The 24,730-nt window shown below is 67.9% G+C and carries 22 protein-coding genes; 18 read left to right on the top strand and 4 right to left on the bottom strand.

Features of this window, described 5'->3' with window-relative positions; all coding sequences use genetic code 11:
• Window positions 1-192: 192 nt before the first annotated feature.
• Window positions 193-1,047: a hypothetical protein gene (locus C3E87_RS03955; RefSeq protein ID WP_158069040.1), complete on the bottom strand. Its 855-nt coding sequence runs from the start codon at window positions 1,045-1,047 to the stop codon at window positions 193-195.
• On the opposite strand from C3E87_RS03955, the gene C3E87_RS03950 reads away from it, so the two are divergent.
• The 12 genes from C3E87_RS03950 to C3E87_RS03895 all read left to right on the top strand — a co-directional run bounded on the left by C3E87_RS03950 (window position 973) and on the right by C3E87_RS03895 (window position 14,483).
• Window positions 973-2,307 (top strand): DEAD/DEAH box helicase, encoded by a 1,335-nt coding sequence (locus tag C3E87_RS03950; RefSeq protein ID WP_158069039.1) that lies wholly within the window; start codon window positions 973-975, stop codon window positions 2,305-2,307. The genes C3E87_RS03955 and C3E87_RS03950 overlap by 75 nt on opposite strands.
• Before the next feature lie 19 nt (window positions 2,308-2,326).
• The gene (gene tsaE / locus C3E87_RS03945) at window positions 2,327-3,244 is read left to right on the top strand and encodes a tRNA (adenosine(37)-N6)-threonylcarbamoyltransferase complex ATPase subunit type 1 TsaE (RefSeq protein ID WP_076059653.1); all 918 of its coding nucleotides are present in this window, start codon (window positions 2,327-2,329) and stop codon (window positions 3,242-3,244) included.
• Window positions 3,241-3,915 (top strand): tRNA (adenosine(37)-N6)-threonylcarbamoyltransferase complex dimerization subunit type 1 TsaB, encoded by a 675-nt coding sequence (gene tsaB / locus C3E87_RS03940; protein ID WP_076059651.1) that lies wholly within the window; start codon window positions 3,241-3,243, stop codon window positions 3,913-3,915. The genes tsaE and tsaB overlap by 4 nt, the downstream gene beginning before the upstream one ends.
• Entirely contained in the window at window positions 3,912-4,400 is a 489-nt protein-coding gene (locus tag C3E87_RS03935; RefSeq protein ID WP_076059648.1) for an N-acetyltransferase, read from the top strand. The genes tsaB and C3E87_RS03935 overlap by 4 nt, the downstream gene beginning before the upstream one ends.
• Entirely contained in the window at window positions 4,393-5,457 is a 1,065-nt protein-coding gene (tsaD, locus tag C3E87_RS03930) for a tRNA (adenosine(37)-N6)-threonylcarbamoyltransferase complex transferase subunit TsaD (RefSeq protein WP_076059646.1), read from the top strand. The genes C3E87_RS03935 and tsaD overlap by 8 nt, the downstream gene beginning before the upstream one ends.
• 189 nt (window positions 5,458-5,646) lie before the next feature.
• A complete protein-coding gene (locus tag C3E87_RS03925; protein ID WP_076059644.1) occupies window positions 5,647-7,551 on the top strand; it encodes an ABC transporter substrate-binding protein in 1,905 nt (634 codons plus the stop codon).
• A 167-nt stretch (window positions 7,552-7,718) separates the two neighbouring features.
• Complete coding sequence (locus C3E87_RS03920; RefSeq protein WP_076059642.1) at window positions 7,719-9,239, top strand: ABC transporter permease; 1,521 nt, start codon at window positions 7,719-7,721, stop codon at window positions 9,237-9,239.
• Between the two features lie 15 nt (window positions 9,240-9,254).
• A complete protein-coding gene (locus tag C3E87_RS03915; RefSeq protein WP_076059640.1) occupies window positions 9,255-10,229 on the top strand; it encodes an ABC transporter permease in 975 nt (324 codons plus the stop codon).
• A gap of 2 nt (window positions 10,230-10,231) precedes the next feature.
• A complete protein-coding gene (locus tag C3E87_RS03910; protein ID WP_076059638.1) occupies window positions 10,232-11,980 on the top strand; it encodes an ABC transporter ATP-binding protein in 1,749 nt (582 codons plus the stop codon).
• A complete protein-coding gene (locus C3E87_RS03905) occupies window positions 11,977-13,098 on the top strand; it encodes a methyltransferase domain-containing protein (RefSeq protein ID WP_076059636.1) in 1,122 nt (373 codons plus the stop codon). The genes C3E87_RS03910 and C3E87_RS03905 overlap by 4 nt, the downstream gene beginning before the upstream one ends.
• Before the next feature lie 2 nt (window positions 13,099-13,100).
• Window positions 13,101-13,586, top strand: coding sequence for an 8-oxo-dGTP diphosphatase (locus C3E87_RS03900; RefSeq protein WP_076059634.1), 486 nt, complete (start codon window positions 13,101-13,103; stop codon window positions 13,584-13,586).
• Between the two features lie 18 nt (window positions 13,587-13,604).
• Window positions 13,605-14,483, top strand: a complete 879-nt coding sequence (locus C3E87_RS03895; RefSeq protein WP_076059631.1) for a bifunctional 2-polyprenyl-6-hydroxyphenol methylase/3-demethylubiquinol 3-O-methyltransferase UbiG — start codon at window positions 13,605-13,607, stop codon at window positions 14,481-14,483.
• A gap of 8 nt (window positions 14,484-14,491) precedes the next feature.
• On the opposite strand, the gene C3E87_RS03890 is transcribed toward C3E87_RS03895, so the two are convergent.
• Both C3E87_RS03890 and bioB read right to left on the bottom strand, forming a co-directional pair.
• Window positions 14,492-15,691: an MFS transporter gene (locus tag C3E87_RS03890; protein ID WP_076059629.1), complete on the bottom strand. Its 1,200-nt coding sequence runs from the start codon at window positions 15,689-15,691 to the stop codon at window positions 14,492-14,494.
• Window positions 15,692-15,729: 38 nt separating this feature from the next.
• Window positions 15,730-16,782 (bottom strand): biotin synthase BioB, encoded by a 1,053-nt coding sequence (gene bioB, locus C3E87_RS03885; protein WP_076059626.1) that lies wholly within the window; start codon window positions 16,780-16,782, stop codon window positions 15,730-15,732.
• Between the two features lie 274 nt (window positions 16,783-17,056).
• On the opposite strand from bioB, the gene groES reads away from it, so the two are divergent.
• The 5 genes from groES (at window position 17,057) to C3E87_RS03860 (ending at window position 23,122) form a co-directional block, all read left to right on the top strand.
• Complete coding sequence (gene groES, locus C3E87_RS03880) at window positions 17,057-17,353, top strand: co-chaperone GroES (protein WP_076059623.1); 297 nt, start codon at window positions 17,057-17,059, stop codon at window positions 17,351-17,353.
• Between the two features lie 15 nt (window positions 17,354-17,368).
• Complete coding sequence (gene groL, locus C3E87_RS03875) at window positions 17,369-18,955, top strand: chaperonin GroEL (protein WP_076059621.1); 1,587 nt, start codon at window positions 17,369-17,371, stop codon at window positions 18,953-18,955.
• Between the two features lie 129 nt (window positions 18,956-19,084).
• Window positions 19,085-19,489 carry a (deoxy)nucleoside triphosphate pyrophosphohydrolase gene (locus C3E87_RS03870; protein WP_076059618.1) on the top strand — a complete coding sequence of 135 codons (405 nt, stop codon included), beginning with the start codon at window positions 19,085-19,087 and terminating at the stop codon, window positions 19,487-19,489.
• On the top strand, window positions 19,480-22,443 hold the full coding sequence (locus tag C3E87_RS03865; RefSeq protein WP_076059616.1) for a DUF3427 domain-containing protein: 2,964 nt from the start codon (window positions 19,480-19,482) through the stop codon (window positions 22,441-22,443). Before C3E87_RS03870 ends, C3E87_RS03865 begins: the two co-directional genes overlap by 10 nt.
• A 7-nt stretch (window positions 22,444-22,450) precedes the next feature.
• Window positions 22,451-23,122 carry a GntR family transcriptional regulator gene (locus C3E87_RS03860; RefSeq protein WP_076059614.1) on the top strand — a complete coding sequence of 224 codons (672 nt, stop codon included), beginning with the start codon at window positions 22,451-22,453 and terminating at the stop codon, window positions 23,120-23,122.
• 6 nt (window positions 23,123-23,128) lie between these two features.
• Here C3E87_RS03860 and C3E87_RS03855 read toward each other — a convergent pair whose 3' ends face one another.
• Window positions 23,129-24,061: a carbamate kinase gene (locus C3E87_RS03855; RefSeq protein ID WP_076059612.1), complete on the bottom strand. Its 933-nt coding sequence runs from the start codon at window positions 24,059-24,061 to the stop codon at window positions 23,129-23,131.
• A gap of 66 nt (window positions 24,062-24,127) precedes the next feature.
• Here C3E87_RS03855 and C3E87_RS03850 point away from each other — a divergent pair, with 66 nt between their 5' ends.
• Entirely contained in the window at window positions 24,128-24,730 is a 603-nt protein-coding gene (locus tag C3E87_RS03850) for an ankyrin repeat domain-containing protein (protein ID WP_076059610.1), read from the top strand.

Genomic DNA, 24,730 nt, shown 5'->3' with positions numbered 1-24,730 from the left:
GGCAAGAGGGGCCACAGACCCCTCAAATTGGGGATGCGGTCAATCTGGTGTAAGCTCGACAGGCCCGATGCGGCGCCCAATCGCGCCAACTTGACGCCCAAGCGTCAAATTTCCTATTTGAGCGGGCAGTCCAGTCTCAGGTGGACCTATTCCCTGAGCGCATACCCCTCGAAGGGCAACAACACAATGACTTCACCGAACCGTAAGGCTCGGTGGTCCGCTGACAAGCGCGCCACCAAGGGCCTCAATCCTCAGCGTCGTGGCGTCGGCCGCACCGACCGTCGCGATGATTCCGCACCTCTGAACCGCAAGCAGCGCCGCGCGCTCCAGTTCGCAGACCGCGAACCGGGTTCCGAGAACCACGAGAGCCAGGGCAACGACGAGACCCGTCGCGACACCCGTCCCACCACCTCGCGTCCCGCCGGCAACTGGGGCGACCGTCCCCGTCGCGATGACCGTGACGACCGTCGCCCCCGTTTCGAGCGCGACGACCGTCGTCGGGATGACCGTGGTTCTGAGCGCGACGATCGCCGTCCGTCGTTCCAGCGCGATGACCGTCCCCGTCGTGACGACCGTGACGACCGCGGCCCCCGCTTCGACCGTGACGACCGTCGTCCCCGCTTCGAGCGCGATGACCGCCGTCCGTCGTTCCAGCGCGATGACCGCCGTCCGTCGTTCCAGCGCGATGACCGTCCCCGTCGTGACGACCGCGACGACCGCGGCCGCAATGACCGCTTCGACCGCGACGACCGTCGCCCCCGCTTCGACCGTGACGACCGCTCCGGCGCCGGGCGCGAACGCCGCAGCGACTCGTGGGGCGAGCGTCCGGCCCGCAAGCCGTTCGAGCAGCGCCACACGCACGAGCCGCGCGGTCACGAGGATCGTCGCCGTCCGTTCGACCGCGATCGCCGCAACGGTTTCGACCGTCCGGAGCGCCCCAGCCTTGAAGAGTTCGAGGCCGAGGCGGATCAGATGAGCTGGGAGGCCACCACGGCCGAAGGTGTGCAGGGCGAGATCTCGTCCGGCTTCCTCGAGTTGGGTGTGCACGAGCAGCTCGTCCGCGTGCTGGCCGCGCAGGGCATCACCGAGCCGTTCCCGATCCAGCAGGCGACCATCGCCGACGCGATCGCGGGCCGCGACGTCCTCGGCCGTGGCCGCACCGGCTCCGGCAAGACGCTCGCCTTCGGCCTGCCGATGCTGAGCCGCCTCGCCGCCGGTACCCCCGTCGGTTCCCCGCGCGCCATCATCCTGACGCCCACCCGTGAACTCGCGCTGCAGATCGCCGACGTCCTGTCGCCCCTGGCCTCCAAGGTCGGCATCGACCTCACGCTGATCACCGGTGGCATGAGCTACGCGCCGCAGCTGAAGGCCTTCGCCCGCGGCGTCGACGTCGTCGTGGCCACCCCCGGCCGCCTCATCGACCTCATCGAGCAGGGCGCCGCGGACCTCAGCCAGGTCCAGGTCACCGTCCTCGACGAGGCCGACCACATGGCGGACATGGGCTTCCTCACCGAAGTTCGCACCATCCTCGACGCCACCCCGGAAGGCGGCCAGCGTCTGCTGTTCTCCGCCACCCTGGACAACGCCGTCGGTTCGCTGGTGCGCAAGTACCTGTCCAACCCGGTCACCCACGAGGTGGACTCCGAGAAGGCGTCGGTCAGCACCATGGTGCACCGCCCCATGCTGGTTCGCCCGCACCACAAGAACCAGGTCACCGCGGAGATCGCCAACCGTGACGGCCGCACCGTGCTGTTCGCCCGTACGCAGATGGGCACGGACCGTATCGCCGCCCAGCTCCGCGACGCCGGCGTCATGGCCGGCTCGCTGCACGGCGGCCTCACCCAGGGCGCCCGCGCCCGCATCCTGGCGGCGTTCCGGGAAGGCCTCGTGCCGGTCCTGGTCGCCACCGATGTCGCGGCCCGTGGCATCCACGTCGACGACGTGTCGCTCGTGCTGCAGGTCGATCCGCCGCACGACTCGAAGGACTACCTCCACCGCGCCGGGCGTACCGCCCGCGCCGGTAACGAGGGCGTCGTCGCGACGATCGTGCTTCCGCACCAGCGCAAGGTGGCCCAGCGTCTGCTGAGCCAGGCCGGCGTGCAGGCCGAGGGCCTCACCGTGGAGCCGGGTTCCCCCGAACTCCGCGATGCCACCGGTGCCCGCCCGGTCAGCGGTGTGCCGATCCAGGAATCTGATTACCTGGCGCTCATCGCACCGAAGCAGCAGCCGCGTCGTCGTCCTGACGGCCCGCGTGGCGGTGGCCGCGGTGGGTACCGCAGCGGAGGCCGTAGCCGCAACCGTTGGTGAGGCGTACTATTTCCCCGCTATGACATCTGATCTCGAAGTGCGGGTGGCCGAACCGGCCGACGCCGCCGAACTGCTGCAGGTCATCCGCGCAGCATTCTCGGCCCGCCGCCCGGTGGACCCACCCGCAGAGGCCCTCACAGACGCCGTAGCCGACATCGAGCATGCGCTCACCGTCGGCTCCGGCGTCGTGCTGGTGAATGAGGGTCACCTCGTCGCCGGCCTGCTCATCGAGCTCGACGGCGACGTGGCGACGTTGCGCCGGGTCTCCGTGCTGCCCGCATGGGCCGGCAAGGGGCTGGCGCGCATGCTGGTGCAGAGCGCCCTGACGCTCGCCGTCGACCTGGGCGCCCGTCGCGTCGAACTCGTGGCGCGCCAGGAGTTCCCGGAGATCGTCCAGTGGTGGCGGGACCATGGCTTCGAGGTGCTGGGGGGCGTGCCCAACGGCCACACGATGGGCCGGGAACTGCCCGTGATCATCGACGTGCCCACAGCAGAAGACATGCGCTCGCTCGGCCGCAGGCTGGCGGGGCTGCTGCGCAAGGGCGACGTCATCGTAGCCACCGGCGACCTCGGCGCCGGCAAGACGACGCTCACGCAGGGCATCGGAGAGGGCCTGGGGGTCACCGGCCCGATCATCTCTCCCACTTTCGTGATTTCGCGCGTCCATCCGCATCCGGGTGAGGGCCCGGCCCTGGTGCATGTCGATGCGTTCCGGCTGGGGGGGTCCGCGGAGCTCGCCGACATCGACCTCGACGCGTCGCTCTCCGAGGCCGTCACCATCGTTGAATGGGGCTCGGGCCTGGCCGAATGGCTGGCCGATTCCCGCCTCGAGATCGATATCGAGCGCGGTCTCAACTCGGACCAGCGCACCGTTCACCTCACCGGCATCGGCCCGCGCTGGGCCGGGGCCCTGGAACCGCTCAGGGAGCAGCTATGACCTGGACCGTGGGAATCGACACGAGCCACGTGGTGGCCGTGGGCATCGCCCGCGACGGTGCACCCGTCGCGAGGGTGATCGTCGACGACACCCGTGCGCATGCCGAGGCCCTCATGCCGTCGGTACTGGAGGTCTGTGCGCAGGCCGGCATCGCGCTGACCGAAGTGGACGAGTTCGCCGTCGGGATGGGTCCCGGGCCCTTCACGGGGCTCCGGGTGGGCATCGCCACCGCCTGGACCCTGGCCCTGGCCGGCAACAAGCCGGTGCACGGGGTGTGTTCGCTCGATGTCGTCGCACGTCAGTGGGTTGAAACCGCGGACCGCTCGCCGGCCGTTGACGGCCGCCTCGGGGGAGGCTTCATCGTCGCCGCCGACGCCCGGCGCAAGGAGTTGTACTGGGCCACCTACGACGCGGACGGCAATCGCACCGGCGAGCCTCAGGTGAGCGCCCCCACGGAACTTCCCGCACTGCCGGTGGCGGGCGCGGTCCCCGTGGAGTACCACGAGTTCCTCGACATCCAGGGCCCGCAGGCGCTGGACCCGGCTGTCCTCGCGGCGCGCTGGGGCACCCTTGCCCCTGCCGGGGACGAGCCCTACTACCTGCGCCCGGCCGACGCGACGGTGCCGGGCAAGCCCAAGTCTGCGCTTCCGCGCCTGCGAGCGCGCCGATGAACGTCGACATCGCCACGCTCGACGACCTCCCCGCCATCCTCGGGCTCGAAGACCACTTCGAGCGACGCGTCTGGTCCGAACAGTCCTGGCACGACGAACTCGTCGGCCTCGGCCGGCTCGTGCTGATCGCCCGGAAGACGGCGGGCAACGTCATCGGGGTCGCCTGTTTCCAGCACGTGGACGAGGTGGTCGACCTGCACCGCATCGTGGTGGCACCGGAAGAGCGGCGGCTCGGCTTCGCCCGCGTCATGCTCGTCGCCGGCCTGCAGTGGGCCATCGCCCAGGGCGCCAGCCGCATGCTGCTGGAGGTCGACCACACCAACGTGCCGGCCATCGCCCTGTACCGCGGCTACGGGTTCCGGCAGGTGGCCGTCCGCCGCGGATACTACGCGCCGGACCGCGACGCGCTCGTCCTGGAGCGGCAACTGGAAGGCGTCGACGCGGATTCCGTCGGCATGTGGGACATGGAGGCACTCGATGACTGAACCCCTCGACGACGCTCAGGGCCCGCTGGTGCTGGGCCTCGAGTCGTCCTGTGACGAGACCGGCGTCGGCATCGTCCGCGGCCGCACGCTGCTGGCCAACGAGGTCGCCAGCTCGGTGGACCTGCACGTCCGCTTCGGCGGCGTCGTCCCCGAGGTCGCGAGCCGCGCGCACCTGTCGGCGCTGATCCCCACCATCGAGCGCGCCGCCGAGAAGGCGGGGATCAAGCTCGCCGATGTCGACGCGATCGCCGTCACCGCGGGGCCGGGCCTGATGGGCGCTCTGGTCGTCGGGCTGGCGTCCGCCAAGGCGCTCGCCGCCTACCTCGGCAAGCCGCTCTACGGCGTCAACCACCTCGTCGGCCACGTCGCCGTCGACCTGCTGGATCACGGCCAACTCCCCACGCCCGCCGTCGCGCTGCTGGTCTCCGGCGGCCACACGTCGCTGCTGCATGTCGAGGACATCGCCACGAAGATCACGGAGATCGGCGCCACCATCGACGACGCGGCCGGTGAGGCCTACGACAAGGTGGCCCGCATCCTCGGCCTGTCCTATCCGGGCGGTCCGGTCATCGACAAACTCGCGCAGGAGGGTAACCCCACGGCCATCCGTTTCCCGCGCGGCCTCACGGCGCGGCACGACCTCGAGAAGCACCGCTACGACTTCTCGTTCTCGGGCCTCAAGACCGCAGTGGCCCGCTGGGTGGAGCAGCGGCGCCTCGACGGTGAGGAGATCCCCGTCGCAGACGTTGCCGCCTCGTTCCAGGAGGCGGTGTGCGACGTGCTCACGGCCAAGGCGGTCGCCGCGGCGCAGGAGTACGGCGTGGACACCATCCTGCTGGGCGGGGGAGTGGCGGCCAATTCGCGCCTGCGCACGCTGCTCGAGGAGCGCGCCAACGCCGTCGGCATCGAACTGCGTCGGCCCAGGCCGGCCCTCTGCACCGACAACGGCGCGATGATCGCGGCCGTGGCCAGCGAGGTCATCCGGGCGGGCATCGCACCGTCGGGTCTGGACATCTCTGCACACTCCGGCCTCCCCGTCGGGACCATCTCCGTCTGAGGATCGGATGTGTTCGTTCAAATGGCGCCGGAGTAGCACGGCGGGGTCAAAGACACAACAAGGTAACGATCTGGTGTCAAAGAACCTGTGATTCTTCCACGACGCACTTAATTGTCGATAAGGTCGCCAACACTAAGTTGGGCCCACTGCGTGGGGCCCACGAGTGTCGTCCTACGACAAGGAGAATCAATGAAGTTCAGGCGAACATCCGCCTCGCTGGCAGTGATGCTCAGCGGCGCGCTGCTGCTGAGCGCTTGCACCAGCCCCGACGAGACCGAAACCCCGCCGGCCGGCGAAACCACCGCGGCCACGGGTTCGGAAAGCCCCGGTACTGACGACACCGCCAGCGCCGATCCCTCGGCGTCCACGGACCCCTCGGCGTCCGAGGGTGAGAACCCCGCGGCCTGCCTCCAGGACGTCGGCATCACCGAAACCCAGGACGGCGAGGTCCGCTACACCGCAGGCCCCGGCGACTGGAGCGGTTACAACTCCATCACCTACAAGACGTACTCGACGTACAACTCGGCCGTTGCCGCACACATGTTCTCGAGCTTCATCTACTTCGGCACCGATGGCACCATCTGTGACAACAAGGACTTCGGCTCGTACGAGGTGCTGTCCGAGGATCCGCTGGAGATCGAGTACACGATCAACGATGACGCGGTGTGGTCTGACGGCACCCCGGTCACCATCAACGACTACCTGATGGACTGGGCAGCCCAGAACCCCGAGTTCCTCGTCCCCGGCTACGCCAGCGGCGAGAACCCCGAGGCTCCGGTCGTGTTCGAGCACGTCTCCAGCTCCTTTGCCCAGTACGTGCCGGAGGGCCCGCAGGGCGAGGTCGGTTCGAAGACCTTCACGGTCAAGTACACCAACCCCTACCCCGACTACAAGCTGACCGTGGGCTCGGCGCTGCCGGCGCACGTCATCGCTGAGAAGTCCGGCCTCACGCCCGAGGCACTGGCCCAGGCCGTGCTCGACCGCGATGCCGAGACGGTGAAGAAGGCCGCTGAGTTCTGGAACACCGGCTGGATGTACAACCCGGGCGAACTCCCGGCAGACCTGGCTGACGTCCCCTCCTCCGGCCCGTACAAGCTGAAGGAAGGCGGCTGGACCGCTGGTCAGTCGCTGACGCTCGAGGCGAACGAAGAGTACTTCGGTACCCCCGCCGCCACGAAGAACCTCATCTTCCGCTTCATCGACGACGCCCAGCAGGTGCAGTCGCTGCAGAACGGTGACGTTCAGGTCATCCAGCCCCAGGGCACCGTCGATCTCGTCGGCCAGCTCGATGCCATCGGCGACGCCGTCAAGGTGGACAAGTTCTCCTCCCTGACGTGGGAGCACCTCGACTTCAACTTCCGCGACACCAGCGCCTTCGCTGATGCCAACGGTGGTCTCGAGCTGCGCCAGGCCTTCGCCTACTGCGTCCCGCGTCAGCAGATCGTCGACCAGCTGATCAAGCCGATCAGCCCCGACACCGTTCTCATGAACGCCCGCGAGGTCTTCCCCTTCCAGGACGAGTACCAGGGTGTCGTTGACGCTGCCTACGGTGGCGAGTACGACACCGTCGACATCGAGAAGTCCAAGGAACTCCTGGCGGCTTCCGGCGTCACCGCTCCGGTGGACGTGCGGATCGGCTACCGCGCCGGTAACCAGCGCCGTACCGACACCGTCGCCGCCATCAAGGCCTCCTGTGACCAGGCCGGCTTCAACATCATCGACACCAACGCGGCTGACTTCTTCGACGTCGCGCTGCCCAACGGTGACTACGAAGTCGCTCTGTTCGCCTGGGCCGGTTCCGGCCAGATCACCTCGGGCGAGAACATCTACGCCACGGGCAAGGGCCAGAACTACGGCGAGTACAGCAACGAGGACGTCGACGCCGCATGGGCCGAGCTGACCAAGACGCTGGACCGCGAAGAGCAGCTCGCCGCCATCGAGAAGATCGAGACGGGCCTCTGGGAGACGCTGCACGGCATTCCGCTGTACGCCCACCCCGGCATCGCCGCCTACGACGCAGGGCTGCAGAACGTTCGCGCCACCTCGACGCAGGACCAGGTTTCCTGGAACGCGCCGCAGTGGCTGAACAGCTGACCTCTGAGGTCAGTGCCTAGCCGCTGAAACCGAACAGGGGGCAGGTGACTTCCCGAGTCACCTGCCCCCCTTTCGTTGCCAACCATTCCATGTGGCGTAGACTCAGCCAGCGCCAGAGTTGGACAAGCGCGAGTTCAGCTCGAAAAACCTGTAAGGAACGCATACCTGTGATCAGATACATCGCCAAGCGCTTGGGGATCTCCGTCCTCGTTCTGCTGCTCGGCTCGCTGTTGCTGTTCGTGTTGACGATCAACTCCGGCGACCCGCTCGAAGACCTACGTGAATCCAACGCCCCCAACCGCGCAAACCTCATCGCGCAGCGCATCAACTACATGGGGTTGGACCAGCCCTGGTACGAGCGCTACTGGGACTGGCTTTCGGGAGCGTCCAAGTGTCTCGTGGGCCAGTGCGACCTCGGGCTGGACCGCAAGGGCCAGTCGGTCAATGCCATGGTCGTCACGGCGGCAGGCTCGACGCTGCGCCTCGTCGTCTTCGCCACCATCCTCGCCATCATCATCGGTGTGACGCTGGGTATCGTGACCGCCATCCGGCAGTACTCGGGCTTCGACTACGCCGTCACCTTCATGGCCTTTGTGTTCTTCTCCCTGCCGGTCTTCTGGTTCGCCGTGCTGCTCAAGCATTACGCCGCAATCGAGTTCAACAACTGGATAAAAGAGGCCAGCTTCAGTCCACAGTCAATAGTGATCATCGCGGCGTTACTGGCATTTGTTCTGATGGCCGCCATCGGCGGTGAATGGAAGCGTCGGCTCATCAACTTCGCTGTCGCCTTCGTCGTCTTCGCGGGCGCACTGTTCTACTTCGACGCCGTCACCTGGTTCCGCCGGCCCTCGATCGGCCTGCCCATCTTCGCCATCGTCGCGCTGGCGCTGGCCGCCCTGATCGTCGGCATGACCTCCGGTTTCGCGAACAAGAACGTCCGCAACGCCGTGGCCACCACCGCGGTGGCGGGGATCATCGGCTACGCGCTGATGCGCGGCACCCTGATGACCAACCCCTCTTGGCTGCTGTTGGCGCTGTGCTTCCTCGGCGCTGTCGCCATCGCACTCATCAGCGGCTGGTTCTGGGGAGGCTTCTCCCGCAAGCAGGCGATGATCTCCTCCTTCATCTGGTCCCTGATCGCCACGCTGGTGGCGGCCGGAGACCTGTTGCTGAGCAACTGGTCCAAGTACCTCAAGGAGATCCCGCGGCCCGTGCCCACCATCGGCTCGGAGACCCCCAACTACGATTCGACGTTCTGGAACCACGCCATCGACTCGCTGACGCACATCGCGCTGCCGACGGTGGTGCTGACGCTGATCTCGATCGCGGCCTACACCCGTTACACCCGCGCGTCGATGCTGGACGTGCTCAACCAGGACTACATCCGCACCGCCCGTTCCAAGGGCATCTCGGAGCGCAAGGTGATCACCCGCCACGCGTTCCGCAACTCGCTGATCCCGCTCGCCACGATCGTGGCGTTCGACTTCGCCGGCCTGATCGGCGGCGCGGTCATCACCGAGACGGTGTTCGGCTGGCAGGGCATGGGCCAGTTGTTCAACGTCGGTCTCAACCAGGTTGACCCGGCACCCGTCATGGCCTTCTTCCTGGTCACCGGCACGGCAGCCGTGCTGATGAACATGCTGGCGGACATTGCCTATGCCTTCCTCGACCCGCGGATCGCGCGCTAAGGAGATTGACGAATCATGACTCAGGATCCGAACCGCACCCCTCTGCAAATAGAGGGCGACGCCTTCTCCATCGAGGACGACGTCGAAACCAGCAACACTAAGTCGTACTCGCAGGGCCAGCTGGTCCGCAGGCGCTTCTTCAGGCACAAGGGCGCCATGGTCGCCCTGACCGTCCTGATCCTCCTCATCCTGTTGGCGTTCACGTCCATCGGCGTGGGACCCCTGCCCGGATGGTGGGACAAGGACTTCATCAACGCCTACCCGCCGGTCAACAGCGGCCAGCCGACGCTGCAGTTGTGGCCCTTCCAGATCGGTGAGCACCCGTTCGGGCAGAACACCATCGGCAAGGACTACTTCGCGCTGGTCATGAAGGGCGCCCAGCAGTCGCTGTTCATCGCCTTCATGGTGGGCCTGCTGGCCACCTTCATCGGCACCAGCATCGGCGCCATCGCCGGCTACTACCGCGGCATCGCCGAAAGCCTGCTCATGCGGGTCACCGACCTGTTCATCATCATCCCCACCCTGGTGCTCGCCGCAGTGCTGGGCCGGATGGCCGGCTCGAGCATCCCCCTGCTGGCACTGGTGCTGGGACTGGTCTCCTGGACCGGCCTCGCGCGCCTGGTGCGCGGTGAGGTGCTGTCGCTGCGCGAGCGTGAGTTCGTGGCGGCCGCCCGCGCCGTCGGCACGTCTGCGCCGCGCATCATCGTGCGCCACATCCTCCCCAACGCGCTGGGCACCATCGTCGTCAACGCAACCCTGCTCATCTCGTCGGCGATCCTGCTGGAGACGGCGCTGTCGTTCCTCGGGTTCGGCGTCAAGGCGCCCAACACCTCGCTCGGTCTGCTGGTCAGCGAGTTCCAGAACGCCCTGACCACCCGGCCGTGGCTGTTCTGGTGGCCCGGCATCTTCATCCTCATCATCGCGCTGTGCGTCAACTTCATCGGTGACGGCCTGCGCGATGCCTTCGATCCCCGCCAGCAGATGGACTGATCATGACGACAACTGACAACCAGTACACCGGCCCGCGGTTCACCGGCGAGAACCCGGTGCTGAAGTTCGACGAACTCGACGTGCGGTTCCGCACCGAGTTCGGCACCGTCCACGCCGTCAAGGGCCTCACCCTGTCGGTGGAGCCCGGCGAAGTGATGGCGCTGGTCGGCGAGTCCGGCTCCGGCAAGTCCGTCTCCGCCACGACTGCGCTCGGCCTGCTGCCGAAGACCGCCCGCATCCAGGGTGAGACCCGCGTCGGCGACAAGACCATCAACCACCTCAGCCCCCGCGAGCTGCGCAAGGTGCGCGGCAAGAGCGTCGCGATGGTGTTCCAGGAGCCCATGACGGCGCTCAACCCCGTCATCAAGATCGGTGACCAGCTCATCGAGTCGATGGAGGTGCACGGTGTCGCCTACGGGCGCCAGGCGTGGAACCGGGCCATCGACCTGCTCAAGGCCGTCGGCATCCCCGGCGCCGAGCGGCGCGTGAACCAGTTCCCCCATGAACTCTCAGGCGGTATGCGCCAGCGCGTCGTGATCGCCATGGCGCTGGCCTGTGACCCCGAGGTCATCGTCGCCGACGAACCCACCACAGCCCTCGACGTGACGGTGCAGGCCGAGATCCTCGACCTGCTGCGCTCGCTGAAGGACAAGCTCAACACCGGCATCCTGCTCATCACGCACAACATGGGCGTCGTGGCGGACATGGCCGACAACGTGGCCGTGATGTTCAAGGGCAACATCGTGGAGCGGGGCCCCGTCGAGCAGGTGCTCCTCAACCCGCAACACCCGTACACCAAGAAGCTGCTGGCCGCCGTGCCGCACCTGGGCGACGGCCCCGGCCAGTTCGGCGAGGCGCCCAACCCGGTCGCGGAGGAGGCCGAGGCGGCCCTCGACGTGCGCAACCTCGTCGTCGAGTACCACCGCGCGGGTAAGAAGCCGTTCCGCGCCGTCGACGACGTGTCGTTCGACGTGCGCCGCGGCGAGATCGTCGGGCTGGTGGGCGAATCCGGCTCTGGTAAGTCGACGATCGGCCGGGCGCTGCTGGGGCTCATCCCGTCCCATTCGGGCGAGGTGCAGGTGCTGGGCGAGGACCTCCTCTCCCTGCACGGCAAGGAACTGCGCCGGCTCCGCAAGCGGATCGGCGTCATCTTCCAGGACCCGGCCGCTTCGCTCAACCCCCGGTTCCCCGTCGGCGATGTGATCTCCGAGCCGCTCGAGGTGCACAAGGTGGGCGACCGCAAGTCGCGCGAGAACCGCGTGCACGAGCTGCTCGAGGCCGTCCAGCTGCCGCGCTCCGCGTTCAACCGCTACCCGCACGAGCTCTCCGGCGGTCAGCGCCAACGCGTGTCCATCGCCCGCGCCCTGGCCCTGAACCCGGACCTCCTGATCGCGGACGAGCCCACCTCGGCGCTCGACGTGTCGGTGCAGGCCTCGGTGCTGGCGATGTTCACCACGCTGCAGAAGGAATTCGGCTTCGCGTGCCTGTTCATCTCGCACGACCTCGCCGTCATCGACTCGCTGGCGCACCGCGTAGTCGTGATGCAGTACGGCAAGATCGTCGAGGCCGGCAGCCGCGAGCAGGTGCTGCTGAACCCGCAGGAGGAGTACACCAAGCGACTCCTCGCCGCCGCGCCCGTTCCGGACCCCCTCGAGCAGCGCGATCGTCGCGCCGCCCGCCACGCGTTGCTGAAGGAACTCGGCGACGAGATCGTGGAGTTCGACGCCCGGGAACTCGACTTCGAGAAGTGACGCGCACGGCCGCACTCGACGCGGCGATGCACGAAGCCGATCCCTCGTCGCTGAAGGCGGGGGAGCGGCTTCGTGCTCGTTTCACGGCCGACGAGGTCGCCTGGGCACTCACCCAGGCGGCGCTGCGGCGCAAGGGCGTGGCGAAGTTCTCCCGGGCGTCGGAGATGTTGTTCACTCCGGCCGGGCTGGAGCAGGCCTCCCGCGAACCAGTGGCGCGCTGGAGGGCCGAGCGCTTCGTGGCAGCGGGCGTCACGGAGGTGTGGGACCTGGGCTGCGGAATTGGCGCGGACGCCATGGCGTTCGCGGCCGCGGGTCTGCGCGTCGTCGCCGTGGAACTGGACCCCGAGACAGCGGCCGTGGCCCGGCACAACCTCGATCTGGTGGGCGGCGGCGAGGTCATCGTCGCAGCCGCTGAGGACGTCGACGTGCCTGCGGGGGCGGCCGTGTTCCTCGACCCTGCCCGGCGAACCGCGCGGGGCCGAACCTGGAATGTCGCCGATTTCACGCCGTCGTGGGACTTCGTGCTCGCGCACCTGGAGGGGGAGCGGTTCGCCTGCGTGAAGCTCGGCCCGGGAGTGCCCAAGGAACTGATCCCGGGCGACGTGCAGCCCTGTTTCGTGAGCCACCGCAGTGACGTGGTGGAGGCATCGCTGTGGAATGGCTTCCCGAGGGAACCGCGTGCGGTGGTGCTGACGTCGCGGGACGTGCATGAACTGGGCCCACAGGCCCGGCGTGACCTGCCGGTGCGGCCCGTCGGCCGGTACCTCATCGAGCCCGACGGCGCGGTGATCCGTGCCGGGCTGATGGACGCCGTCGAACCTGCCCTCGACCTCTGGTTGCTCGATCCGCACCTCGCGTACCTGTCTTCTGACCAAGCTGTGGAGTCGCCGTTCGCCACGTGTTTTGAGGTGGTGCAAGTGCTCGACTACGACCTCAAGCGGCTGCGTGCCTGGGTTCGTGACCACGCCGTGGGCACGCTGGAGATCAAGAAGCGCGGCATTGAAGTGGACCCGGCGGTGCTGCGGAAACAGCTGAAGCCGAAGGGGCCCAATCAGGCGACCCTCATCCTCTCGCGCACGAGCGAGGGCACGCGCGCGTTGGTCTGTAGGAGAATCTAGCCATGCCCTTCGCCCCAGAGTTGACCACGCTCGGCTACGTCACCTCGCCCGATCGCACGCAGGTGCTGCTCTGCCACCGGGTGGCCCGGTCACACGACGAGCAACTGGGCAAGTACAACGGCCTGGGCGGCAAGGTGGAGCGCGGCGAGGACGTCGCAGAGGCGATGCGCCGCGAGTTGCGGGAAGAGGCCAACATCGAGGTCACGGAGATGGAACTGCGCGGCACGGTGGCGTGGCCGGGCTTCAACGGCCGCGACGTGTTCGGCTTCGTGTTCCTCATCACCGGTTTCACCGGAAGCATCCCGGACAGCAACGTCGAGGGTGACCTGGGCTGGCATGACGTGGCCACCATGATGGAGCTGCCCATGTGGGACGGCGACCGCCATTTCCTCCCGCTCGTCTTCGACGACGGGCCCCAGTTCCACGGCGTCATCCCCTACGACGGTGGGCACAGCGTCGGCTGGAAGGTGTCGCGCGGCGCCCGTTGAGCGCCTAAGCTCACCGCCATGGGCAAACTCGGTGACCAGCAGGTGACGGACGACGATGTCCGCGAGGCCAACCGTGCGAACTGGGACGAGCGGGCCACGCTCCACGAGGCGGGGTCCTACGAGGTGTCTCGCTACGCCGAAGACCCTGAGCAGATCTCCAGCGTGGTGACCGACGACCGGGCACCCCTGGCGCGGGCCCTCGGCCGTGACCCGCTGGCCGCCAGACCGCTCGAAGGCCTCGACCTGCTGCACCTCCAGTGCCACATCGGCACGGACACCCTGTCGCTGGCCCGGCTGGGCGCGCGCGTCACGGGCGCAGATTTCTCACCGGCCAGCCTCGAGGCGGCGCGTCGGCTCTTCGCCGCCTCCGGCACTCCGGGCTCCTTCGTCGAGACCGATGTGCAGTACGCCGGCGACAACGTGCCGGGCAGCTTCGACGTCATCTACACCTCCATCGGCACCGTCACCTGGTTCCGCGACCTCGACGCCTGGGCGGCCGGCATCGCCAAGCTCCTGCGGCCCGGCGGCACGTTCTACATCCGCGACGGGCACCCCGTCATGTTCTCCCTGGACGACGAACGCACCGACGGCGAACTCGTCGTCCGGTACCGCGGCATGGCCGACGGCACCTCCGAGGTGTGGGACGACGAGGAGACTTACGGCAGCGACGACAAGCTCACCAACGTGCGCACCTATGACTGGCCGCATTCCCTCTCGGAGATCGTCAGCGCCCTCATCGGGGCCGGGCTGACCATCACGGGGATGGATGAGGGACGGACCCTCCCCTGGGACGCGTTGCCGCAGATGACGTTGACCGCGGACGGTGGCTCGTATGAGCTGCCCGAACACCAGCGGTTCCTGGTGCCGTTGACGTACACCATCACGGCCTGCAGGTAGCCCCGGGCTCAGCGCGCGAGTCTGCGCCCCTGCAGCACCGCTGACAGGAACACCACGAAGATGCCTGCCACCGGGACGATCAGGAGGCCCATCCGCAGCGAGACGTTGTCCGCCACCGCGCCCACGATGGGCGGCGACACCAGGAAGCCCACGCGCAGCAGCCACGAGACGATCGTGAGCCCGGTGCCCGCGCGGAGGCCCGGCAGGTTGTCTCCGGCGTGCATGGCGGCGGGCACGAACGTGGCGCAGCCGAAGCCGGCCGCTGCGAAGCCCAGCACCGTGCCGGGCACGCTCGGCCAGGCGAGGGCGAGGCCCATGCCCACGGCGATCAGCACGCCGCCGAAGCGGGCGACGGCCCGCTCACCCCAGTGATCGACCATGCGGTCTCCCAGGATCCGGCCCACGAACTGGGCACCCACCAATGACACGAAACCGAAGGCGGCGAGGGCTGCCGGTGCGCCCAGCGTCTGGAGGTACAGGGTGGCCCACGAGTTGCCGAGATCCTCCACGACGCTGCCGGAGATCGAGATCAGCGACAGGGCGGCCAGCAGCGCGATGATGCGCGGGCTGATGCCGCGTCGGACCTTGTCGGCGAGCTCATGGGGGTCGGCGACGGCGCGCTCGTCACCGTCGTGACCGGGCAGGGCGTTGCGCTGCGCCACGACGGCGACGACGGTGAAGAGCAGCGCGGAGATGCTCAGGTGCACCGCGAGCGGGAGCCGCAGAGCGATCGCGGCCGCGGCCATCAGCCCGCCCGCCACGGCACCCATGGACCAGAAGGCGTGGAACGAGTTGATGATCGACGAGCCGTAGCGCCGCTGCACGCGCAGCCCGTGCGCGTTCTGCGCCACGTCGATGATGGCGTCAGCGGCGCCGACGGCGAACAGCGCCCCGGCGAACAGCGCCAGCGACGGCGACACCCCTGCCGCCAGCACGAAGAGGCTCGCGAGCATGGTGCCGTAGGTCGCCACGCGGGCGGAGGTGAAGCGTCGGATGAACCAGGCCGCCGTCAACCCGGCCACGATGGCGCCCACCGGCATGGCGGCCACCGCGAAGCCGTAGACAGTGTTGCCCAGGCCCAACGCCGCCTTGATCTCGGGGTAGCGGGGCAGCACATTGGCCACGATCGCGCCGTTGGTGAAGAACATGGCGTTGACCGCGAAGCGTGCTTTGCGGTCCACCTGCGGGATCGTCCGGACGGTTGTCATGCGCCCGATGGTAGCGAGCACTCGGAGTGCGCGGTTGCTCAGGCGTTGGCAGCGACCTGGGTTCCGGCGCCCCGACGACGCACCGACGTCTGGGGGAGGGCTGCCGCGAGCCGCTCGTCGGAGCCGTGGACGGTGTAGCCGCCGTCGGCGAGCATCTCGAGGTCGGCCTTGCCTGCCTGGCCCTCGGAGGTGAGGTAGTCGCCGAGGAACAGCGAGTTGCAGATCTCCATGCTGAGCGGCTGGAGCGAGCGCAGGTGCTGCTCGCGCCCGGCGGAGACGCGCACGTCGGCCGCCCCGTGCACGAAACGGATCATGGCGAGGATGCGCAGGCACTGGTGTGGGGTGAGCTCGTGGTGGCCCTGCAGCGGGGTGCCGTCGAACGGCATGAGGAAGTTCACCGGCACGGAATCCGCGCCGATCTCCTTGAGCTGGAACGTCACCTCGACGAGCTGCTCGTCGGTCTCACCCATGCCGGCGATGAGGCCGGAGCAGGCGGAGAGGCCGTGCTCGCGGGCGTGCTGGACGGTCTCCTTGCGGTCGTCGAAGTCGTGGGTGCTGCAGATGTTGTCGTAGTGGGACTCGGCGGTGTTGAGGTTGTGGTTGTAGGCGTCCGTCCCGACGGCGGCGAGCTTCTCCGCCTGCCCGTCCTTGAGGATGCCCAGGCAGGCGCACACCTCGACGTCGGGGTTGTCGTCCTTGAGGTCTTCGACGATCTTGGACACGCGGTCCACGTCGAGGTTCGACGGGCCGCGGCCTGAGGCGACCAGGCACACGCGGCCGGCCCCGGCCTGGATGCCGGCCTTCGCCGCGGCCAGCGCGTCCTCGTGGGTGAGCCAGGTGTAGCGGAGGATCCCGGCGTCGGAGCCCAGGCGCTGCGAGCAGTAGAAGCAGTCCTCGGGGCACTTGCCCGACTTCAGGTTGACGAGGTAGTTGACCTTCGTGGCAACACCGTGGAAATGGCGGCGCACACGCCCGGCCGCGGCGACGAGCTCATAGGTGCGGGCGTCCGGAAGCTGCAGGACGGCCAGGGCCTCGTCGGGGGAGATGGTGCCGTCGGCGATCGCCTTGTCGGCAAGGGAGTACAGATCCACGGGCTCGTTCCTTCGCGTTTGAACACTGTTCAGATAAGGAGCTTAACAGTGTTCAAATCCGCGGTGACCCGGGGATCCGGGCTCACGGGGCACAGTGCCACCACAAAACCTGGCACTCGGCTTGATTGAGTGCTAAAGCCGCGATAGTTTGGGGACTGGCACTCGACACCCTCGGGTGCTAACTGCCTAGGCGGCACCGCGACGACGCCCGGGTCCAACAGAAGAAGACATCTCAGCCGGTTTCGGCCGGAAGACACAAAGGAAGGTGTTTGACGTGGCAACCACGATCAAGCCTCTCGAGGACCGCATTCTGATCCAGCCCCTCGAGGCCACCCAGCAGACCCAGTCGGGCCTCTTCATCCCCGACACCGCCAAGGAAAAGCCCCAGGAGGGCAAGGTCATCGCCACCGGCCCCGGCCGCATCGACGACAAGGGCAACCGCATCCCCCTCGATGTCGCTGAGGGCGACGTCGTCATCTTCTCGAAGTACGGCGGCACCGAGGTCAAGTACGACGGCAACGAATACCTCCTGCTCAACGCGCGGGACATCCTCGCCGTCGTCTCCAAGTAAGGGCTGATTTCACCCATGGCAAAGATTCTCGCTTTCAACGAGGAAGCCCGCCGCGCTCTCGAGCGTGGCGTTGACGCCCTCGCCGACACCGTCAAGGTGACGCTCGGCCCCAAGGGCCGCTACGTCGTCCTCGACCAGAAGTGGGGCGCCCCGACCATCACCAACGACGGCGTCACCGTCGCCAAGGAGGTCGAGCTCGACGATCCTTACGAGGATCTCGGCGCCCAGCTGGCCAAGGAGGTCGCCACCAAGACCAACGACGTCGCAGGTGACGGCACCACCACCGCCACCGTGCTCGCCCAGGCCATGGTCCACGCCGGCCTGCGCGCCGTGACCGCCGGCATCAACCCGGTCGGCCTCAAGCGCGGCATCGACAAGGCCGTTGAGGCCGTCGTCGAGCGCCTGCGTGAGAACGCCCGCGTGGTCGACACCACCGCCGACATGGCGTCGGTCGCCACCATCTCTTCGCGTGACGAGCAGATCGGCGAGCTCATCGCCGAGGCGTTCGACAAGGTCGGCAAGGACGGCGTCATCACCGTCGACGAGTCGCAGACCTTCGGCACCGAGCTCGAGTTCACCGAGGGCATGCAGTTCGACAAGGGCTACCTGTCGCCGTACATGGTCACTGACACGGACCGCATGGAAGCCGTGCTCGATGATCCCTACATCCTGATCAACAGCGGCAAGATCTCGTCGATGAACGAGCTGCTCCCGCTGCTGGAAAAGGTCATCGCCGCCAAGGGCACGCTGTTCATCGTGGCTGAGGACGTCGACGGCGAAGCGCTCTCGACCCTCGTGGTCAACAAGATCCGCGGCACCTTCACCTCCGTGGCCGTCAAGGCCCCGGCCTTCGGTGACCGCCGCAAGGCCATGCTCGAAGACATCGCCATCCTCACCGGTGGCCAGGTCGTCGCGCCCGAGGTCGGCCTCAAGCTCGACCAGGTTGGCCTCGAGGTGCTCGGCCGCGCCCGCCGCATCGTCGTCACCAAGGACGCCACCACCATCGTCGATGGCGCTGGCGAATCCTCCGAGGTCGACGGCCGCGTGGCCCAGCTGCGCGCCGAGATCGAGCGCACGGATTCCGACTGGGACCGCGAGAAGCTGCAGGAGCGGGTCGCCAAGCTCGCCGGTGGCGTGTGCGTGATCCAGGTCGGCGCCGCCACCGAGGTGGAGCTCAAGGAGAAGAAGCACCGCATCGAGGACGCCGTCTCGGCTACCCGTGCGGCCATCGAGGAGGGCATCGTCGCCGGTGGCGGCTCCGCCCTCATCCACGCCGGCGCGGTGCTTGCTGACGGCCTCGGCCTCGAAGGCGACGAGCTCGCCGGCGTGAACGTCGTGGCCAAGTCGCTCGCCGAGCCGCTGCGCTGGATCGCGGAGAACGGTGGCGAAGCCGGCTACGTCATCACCTCCAAGGTTGCCGAGATGGAGGTCGGTCACGGCTACAACGCCAAGATCGGCGAGTACCAGGATCTCGTTGCCAACGGCGTGATCGACCCGGTCAAGGTCACGCGCTCCGCGCTGGCCAACGCCGCGTCCATCGCGTCGCTGCTGCTCACCACGGAAACGCTCGTCGTCGACAAGCGCGAAGACGAAGACGCCTGATCTGACACCAGTCGCTGCAAGGCCCTGTCCGGTTCGCCCGGGCGGGGCCTTCTGCGTTCCCGCTGGTGTTGAGCTGGCCAGCTGCCGGCGCCGGCGATAGCCTGGTCCCCGACCTGGGAGGGCGGCGAAGTGGGCAAGCGGATCACTGTGGTTGGCGCGGTTTCGGTGCGGGACGGACGCATTCTGGCGGCCCGCCGGAGCGACTCCATGTCACTGCCCGGGCTCTGGGAGTTCCCCGGTGGGAAGATCGAGCCCGGCGAGACGCCGCAGGAGACGCTGCGCCGCGAGATCGACGAGGAGCTGGGCTGCACCGTCGAGGTGGGCGACTTCCTCACCCGTACCGAATACCAGTACTCGTTCGGGGTCGTGGACCTGAGCACCTACTGGTGCCGGATCGTCGACGGTGAACCTGAGCCGACTGAGCACTCCGAGCTGCGCTGGGTGGACGCCCATGAGCTGGCCGAGCTGGAGTGGGCACCGGCTGACGTCCCGGCCGCCGAACTGATCTTCGCGGCCCGCGACCGATGGAGCTGACAGCGGGCTTTGGCCGCGACCTGACGTTCGGTTTCGTCGACCGCACGCAGACCTCACCCCGCCTCCACCACCCCCGGCTGATCGTGAACGAAGGCCGCGACACCATGCTGCGGACGATCCGCCACGAGCTGCGCCGCGCCGACAGCTTCGTGTTCTCCGTCGCTTTCGTCACCCCGGGTGCCATCGCCGCGCTGAAACAGGCGCTGCTCGACTTCTCGGGCGCGGGCACGATCATCACCTCGACGTACCTGGGCTTCAACTCGCCGGCCGCCTTTGACGAACTGCTCAACCTGCCGCGCATCGAAGTGCTGCTGCTGGACGGTGCCTCGGAGGGATTCCATGCGAAGGGCTATGTGTTCCGTCAGGAGCACAGCTCGACGGCCATCGTGGGCAGCTCCAACCTCACCGAGTCAGCCCTGCTGCGCAACCACGAATGGAACCTGCGCTTCTCAGCGTTGGCGGACGGTGACATCGTGCACCAGCTCGAAGCTGCCGTCGACAGGCAGCGTGCCCGCGCGGTGCCCCTCACCCGCGCCTGGGTAGAGGCCTACCGTAAGACCTGGCGGCCGCCCGCCGCTCCGAGCACCCCGCACCAGGCCCCCGCCGTTGGGGCCGGCGCTGCCGTCATGGTCGTCGCCAACTCCATGCAGGTGGAGGCGCTCGCCGAGATCGATCTGGTGCGGGCCCGGGGGGAGAAGCGCGGCCTCGTCGTGTCCGCCACGGGCACGGGCAAGACGATCCTCGCGGCCCTCGATGTGCGAACGGCCCAACCGCAACGCATGCTGTTCGTGGTGCACCGGGAACAGATCCTGGACAAGGCCATCGCTGAGTTCCGCCGGGTCCTGGGCGCCCCCGCCAGCGACATCGGCAAATTGGCCGGCGGCCGCCGCGAGGTGGATCGCCGCTACGTGTTCGCCACCGTCCAGTCGCTGTCCAACGCCCTGGGTGACATCGCCCCGGATGCCTTCGACTACGTCCTCATCGACGAGGTGCACCGGGCGGGCGCCGACAGCTACCGCCGCATCATCGAGCATCTCACCCCGGCCTTCCTGCTGGGCATGACCGCCACCCCGGAGCGCACCGACGGTTTCAACATCTTCGAGCTGTTCCACTACAACGTGGCCTACGAGATCAGGCTGCAGAAGGCGCTGGAGGCCGACATGCTGGCCCCGTTCCACTACTACGGGGTCACAGACTACGTCACCGGCGACGGTGAGGTCATCGACGACACGACCAGCCTCGCCCGCCTCGTGGACCGCGAACGCGTCGACCACGTGCTCGCCGCAGTGGAGCGCTACGGGCAGGCGGGGATCCCGGTACGCGGCCTCATCTTCTGCTCCCGCAACGAGGAGGCCAGGCAGCTGTCCCAGGTCCTCAACGGGCGCATCCTGCGAGGCCGCAGACTGCGCACGATGTCCCTGTCCGGCATGGACTCGGTGCGGGCCAGGGAGGACGCGGTCGCACGGTTGGAAGGGGGCGACCTCGACTACCTCCTCACCGTCGACATCTTCAACGAGGGCATCGACATCCCTGCCATCAATCAGGTGGTGATGCTGCGCCAGACCCAGTCGGCCATCGTGTTCACCCAGCAATTGGGTCGTGGCCTGCGCAAGGCCGCCGGCAAGGACTACCTCGTCGTCATCGATTTCATCGGCAACTACGCCAACAACTACCTGGTACCGGTGGCGTTGTTCGGCGACTCCAGCCTGTCGAAGGATTCGGTGCGGCAGAATCTCATCGAGGCTGAGGAGGCCGGCTCCATCGCCGGGCTGTCCAGCGTCAACTTCGACGCCATCGCCCGCGATCAGGTCTTCAAGGCCATCGCCCAGGTCAAGCTTGATTCGATGGTGGCACTGAAGAAGGCCTACACAGAGATGCGCAACAGGGTCGGGGGAGAGCCGAAGCTCCTGGACTTCGCGCGGTTCGACACTGCGGATCCGGTGGTGCTGGGCACAAAGGAGAAGAACTACTGGCAGCTGTCGGCCAAGTTCGCCAACGTGCAGGGCCCCACGCCCCGCCAGACCAGACTGCTCAACCTGCTCACGGTCGAGCTGCTCAATGGGAAGCGGCCCCACGAACTTGTGGTGCTCCGGGCGCTGCTGGAGGAGGGCCGGCTCGCCGGGGCCGACATCGTCGAGCGCTTGCGCGCACGAGACTGCACCAGCACGCCCGAGGTGGTGCGCAGCGCCGTCAGCATGTTGACTCTCGGGTTCTTCCCGGCGAAGACGAAGCCCAGCTACCATCCGCTCGCGGTCGAGAGCGACGGCGGACTGGAACTGAGCCCCGAATTCCGCGACGAATGGGCCAACCCCGATTTCCGGGCGCAGGCCACCGACGTCATCGACACGGGCCTCTTCCTCGCCCGTCACCGGCACGGCTGGGCGCAGACGCTGCGCCCGGGCGGGCGCTACTCGCGCAAGGACGCCTGCCGGCTGCTCAACTTCCGCGGCGACGAGACGGCCACGCTCTACGGCTACAAGGTGGACGAGTTCTCCCGCACCTGCCCCATCTTCGTGACCTACCACAAGGGCGACGAGGTGGAGTCCTCCGTGGCCTACGGCGACGAGTTCCTCGACGAATCCACTTTGCGATGGTTCACCCGCAGCAGGCTGCATCTGGGCAGCCGGGAGGTGCGCCGCATCGTCGAGCACAGCGTGGACCTGCACCTGTTCGTCAAGCGTGACGACGCCGAGGGTCGCGACTTCGTGTACCTCGGCACAGTGAGCCCGCACAACGCGCGGCAGGAGACGATGCCCATGGACGACACGATGTCCGTCGTCACGATGCACCTGCGCCTCGACGAGCCGGTGGAACGGGGCCTCTACGACTACCTCACGGCCGGCCCGGCCCCCGCCCAAGCGACGCTCGCCGATCTCGGGTGGCGGGAGGCGGCGCTCGAGCTGCCGCTATTCGCTCATCCTCAAACCGCGCAAACGGAAAAGGTAGTGCCATAATCGGGCGATGACCAGCACGCGCGACGACAATCTCGGCCAGACGCAACGCTCCCTGGCCGAGCGCGCGCGCGACGTCATCCGGGACCGCATCACCACCGGCGCCTACCAGCCCGGGTACCGGATCAAGGAGCGAGACCTCTCCGAGGAGCTGGGCATTTCGCGCATCCCGGTGCGCGAGGCGCTGGCCGGGCTGTCGACGGAGGGCTTCATCACCCTGCAGCCCCGCCGCGGCGCGGTGGTCACCGAACTGGTCCCGGAGGACCTGCGGGAGATCTTCGAGCTGCGCGAGGCCCTCGAGGTGCAGGAGGTCGAGCTCGCACTCAAGCACGGCAGCGAAGCGGAACGCGCCCGGCTGCTGCGCGTCGTCGAGAAGGAACAGTCCGCCCTGAAATCTGGAAACCGTGACCTGGTGCGCCGGTACAACGCAGAATTCCACGAGGTGCTGGTCCAGATGACGCACAACTCGCTCCTGGCCACGATGCTCGAGCCGCTGCGCAACCGGCTGAACTGGTTGTTCAAGCAGAACGACGACCCGGCCGCGATCTGCGGTGAGCACTTCGAGATCGCCCAGGCCATCGTGTCGGGGGACAGGAAGAAGGCGCGGGCGCTCGCCGAAGTGCATGTGGGGACCTCACTGCGGCTCGCCCACACGCTCCTCTTCGGCGACACAGAAGCCTGACGCGGGTCAGGAGCGGAGGACGGTTCCGGCCTTGCCCTCGAGGGCAGCGCCGATCTTGTCCAGCGCGGTGATGACGCCCATGGGCCCACCCTGTTCGACGAAGCGGCGGATCGCCGCGACCTTCGGGCCCATGGAACCGGCGCCGAACTGGCCCTCGGCCTCGTGGCGGCGGATCTCCGCCAGGCTCACCTCGCCGAGCGGGGCCGCGTCGTCCCTGCCCCAGTTGACCCAGGCATTGTCCACGTTGGTGGCCAGCACGAGGGCATCGGCGCCCAGCCGGCGGGCCAGCAGCACGCTGGCCAGGTCCTTGTCGATGACGGCCTCGACGCCGTGCAGCACGCCTTCGGAGTCGCGTGTGACGGGGATTCCGCCACCGCCGCCGGCCACGACGAGCAAGCCGGCCTTCAGCAGCGCGTCGATCGCCGGCGCGTCGAGGATCTCGAGCGGTTCGGGGCTGGGCACGAGCCGGCGCCAGCGGCCGGGCTCGATCTCGCTGAGCATCTGACCGAAGTGGCTCAGCCGCTCTGCCGTCGCCTCGTCCACGTAACGCCCGACGGGCTTGGTGGGCTTGTCGAACGCCGGGTCATCCGCAGCGACGAGCGCGCGGGTGACGACGACGGCGGGCTTCATGGCGATCTGACGGCGCCCCAGTGCGCGGTCCAGAGCGTTGAGCAGGATGAAGCCGATCGACCCCTGCGTGTTGGCCACGCACCAGTCCAGCGGAACCGGAGTCAGCACGTAGGCGGCCAGGTCGTTCTTGGCCAGGATGTTGCCCACCTGCGGGCCGTTTCCGTGGGAGATCAGCACCTGGTGGCCGTCGTTGGCCAGAGCTGCGATCTGTTCTGCCGCCGCCTCAACGGCGGCTATCTGGTGATCGGCCCGGACGGATTCTCCGGGGCCGGTCATTGCGTTGCCCCCCAGGGCTACCAAAATCCTCATGTATATGGTATACCATATGCCAGAAGGTTTAAGAAGGCAGAGACGCCCGGAGAACAGGCAGGAAAGATGACTCACACCGCATGGCCGGACATGGTGGCCGGCGCCGCCGCCGACGAGGTTCGCGCACAGCTCGCAGGCGGGGCTGACCCCAGCGCGACGTCGACCGGCGCGCAGACCCGTTCCTCCGCGGTGCTGATCGCGGCGAGCGCCGGCAACACCGAGGCGCTCGAGGTGCTGGTCGAGGCCGGCGCCGACATCAACGCCCAGAACCGCATCTCGCTCAACCCGTTCCTGTGGGCCTGCATCAACAACGATCTGACCCTGGCGCGTCGCATGGTGGAGGCCGGGACCGACCTCGAGCTGGTCACCCGGTTCGGGGGAGTGGGCATCCACCCCTCCGCGGAGAAGGGGTTCGTGGAGCTCACGCGCTACCTGGCCGAGGAGACCGACGTCAACGTCAACCACACCAACATCTGTGGCTGGACCCCGCTGCTGGAGGCGATCATCCTCCGCGACGGCGGCCCGGCGCAGCAGGAGATCGTGAAGATCCTCCTCGACGCGGGCGCCGACCCGAGGATGGTCGACCAGTGGGGTGTGACCCCGCTGCAGCACGCCGAGAAGTTGGGCTTCACCGAGATCGCCGAGCTCCTCGTAGCAGCAGGCGCCTGA

Origin of the sequence: Tessaracoccus sp. ZS01, from assembly GCF_022342445.1 — a bacterium.
GTDB lineage: Bacteria > Actinomycetota > Actinomycetes > Propionibacteriales > Propionibacteriaceae > Arachnia.
This window is presented reverse-complemented; position numbering and strand designations above follow the sequence as displayed.

Coding starts and splice junctions, on each gene's coding strand:
- C3E87_RS03950 (WP_158069039.1), top strand. CDS start 973: ATGAGCTGGGAGGCCACCACGGCCGAAGGTGTGCAGGGCGAGATCTCG.
- tsaE (WP_076059653.1), top strand. CDS start 2,327: ATGACATCTGATCTCGAAGTGCGGGTGGCCGAACCGGCCGACGCCGCC.
- tsaB (WP_076059651.1), top strand. CDS start 3,241: ATGACCTGGACCGTGGGAATCGACACGAGCCACGTGGTGGCCGTGGGC.
- C3E87_RS03935 (WP_076059648.1), top strand. CDS start 3,912: ATGAACGTCGACATCGCCACGCTCGACGACCTCCCCGCCATCCTCGGG.
- tsaD (WP_076059646.1), top strand. CDS start 4,393: ATGACTGAACCCCTCGACGACGCTCAGGGCCCGCTGGTGCTGGGCCTC.
- C3E87_RS03925 (WP_076059644.1), top strand. CDS start 5,647: ATGAAGTTCAGGCGAACATCCGCCTCGCTGGCAGTGATGCTCAGCGGC.
- C3E87_RS03915 (WP_076059640.1), top strand. CDS start 9,255: ATGACTCAGGATCCGAACCGCACCCCTCTGCAAATAGAGGGCGACGCC.
- C3E87_RS03910 (WP_076059638.1), top strand. CDS start 10,232: ATGACGACAACTGACAACCAGTACACCGGCCCGCGGTTCACCGGCGAG.
- C3E87_RS03900 (WP_076059634.1), top strand. CDS start 13,101: ATGCCCTTCGCCCCAGAGTTGACCACGCTCGGCTACGTCACCTCGCCC.
- C3E87_RS03895 (WP_076059631.1), top strand. CDS start 13,605: ATGGGCAAACTCGGTGACCAGCAGGTGACGGACGACGATGTCCGCGAG.
- C3E87_RS03890 (WP_076059629.1), bottom strand. CDS start 15,691: ATGACAACCGTCCGGACGATCCCGCAGGTGGACCGCAAAGCACGCTTC.
- groL (WP_076059621.1), top strand. CDS start 17,369: ATGGCAAAGATTCTCGCTTTCAACGAGGAAGCCCGCCGCGCTCTCGAG.
- C3E87_RS03865 (WP_076059616.1), top strand. CDS start 19,480: ATGGAGCTGACAGCGGGCTTTGGCCGCGACCTGACGTTCGGTTTCGTC.
- C3E87_RS03860 (WP_076059614.1), top strand. CDS start 22,451: ATGACCAGCACGCGCGACGACAATCTCGGCCAGACGCAACGCTCCCTG.
- C3E87_RS03855 (WP_076059612.1), bottom strand. CDS start 24,061: ATGAGGATTTTGGTAGCCCTGGGGGGCAACGCAATGACCGGCCCCGGA.
- C3E87_RS03850 (WP_076059610.1), top strand. CDS start 24,128: ATGACTCACACCGCATGGCCGGACATGGTGGCCGGCGCCGCCGCCGAC.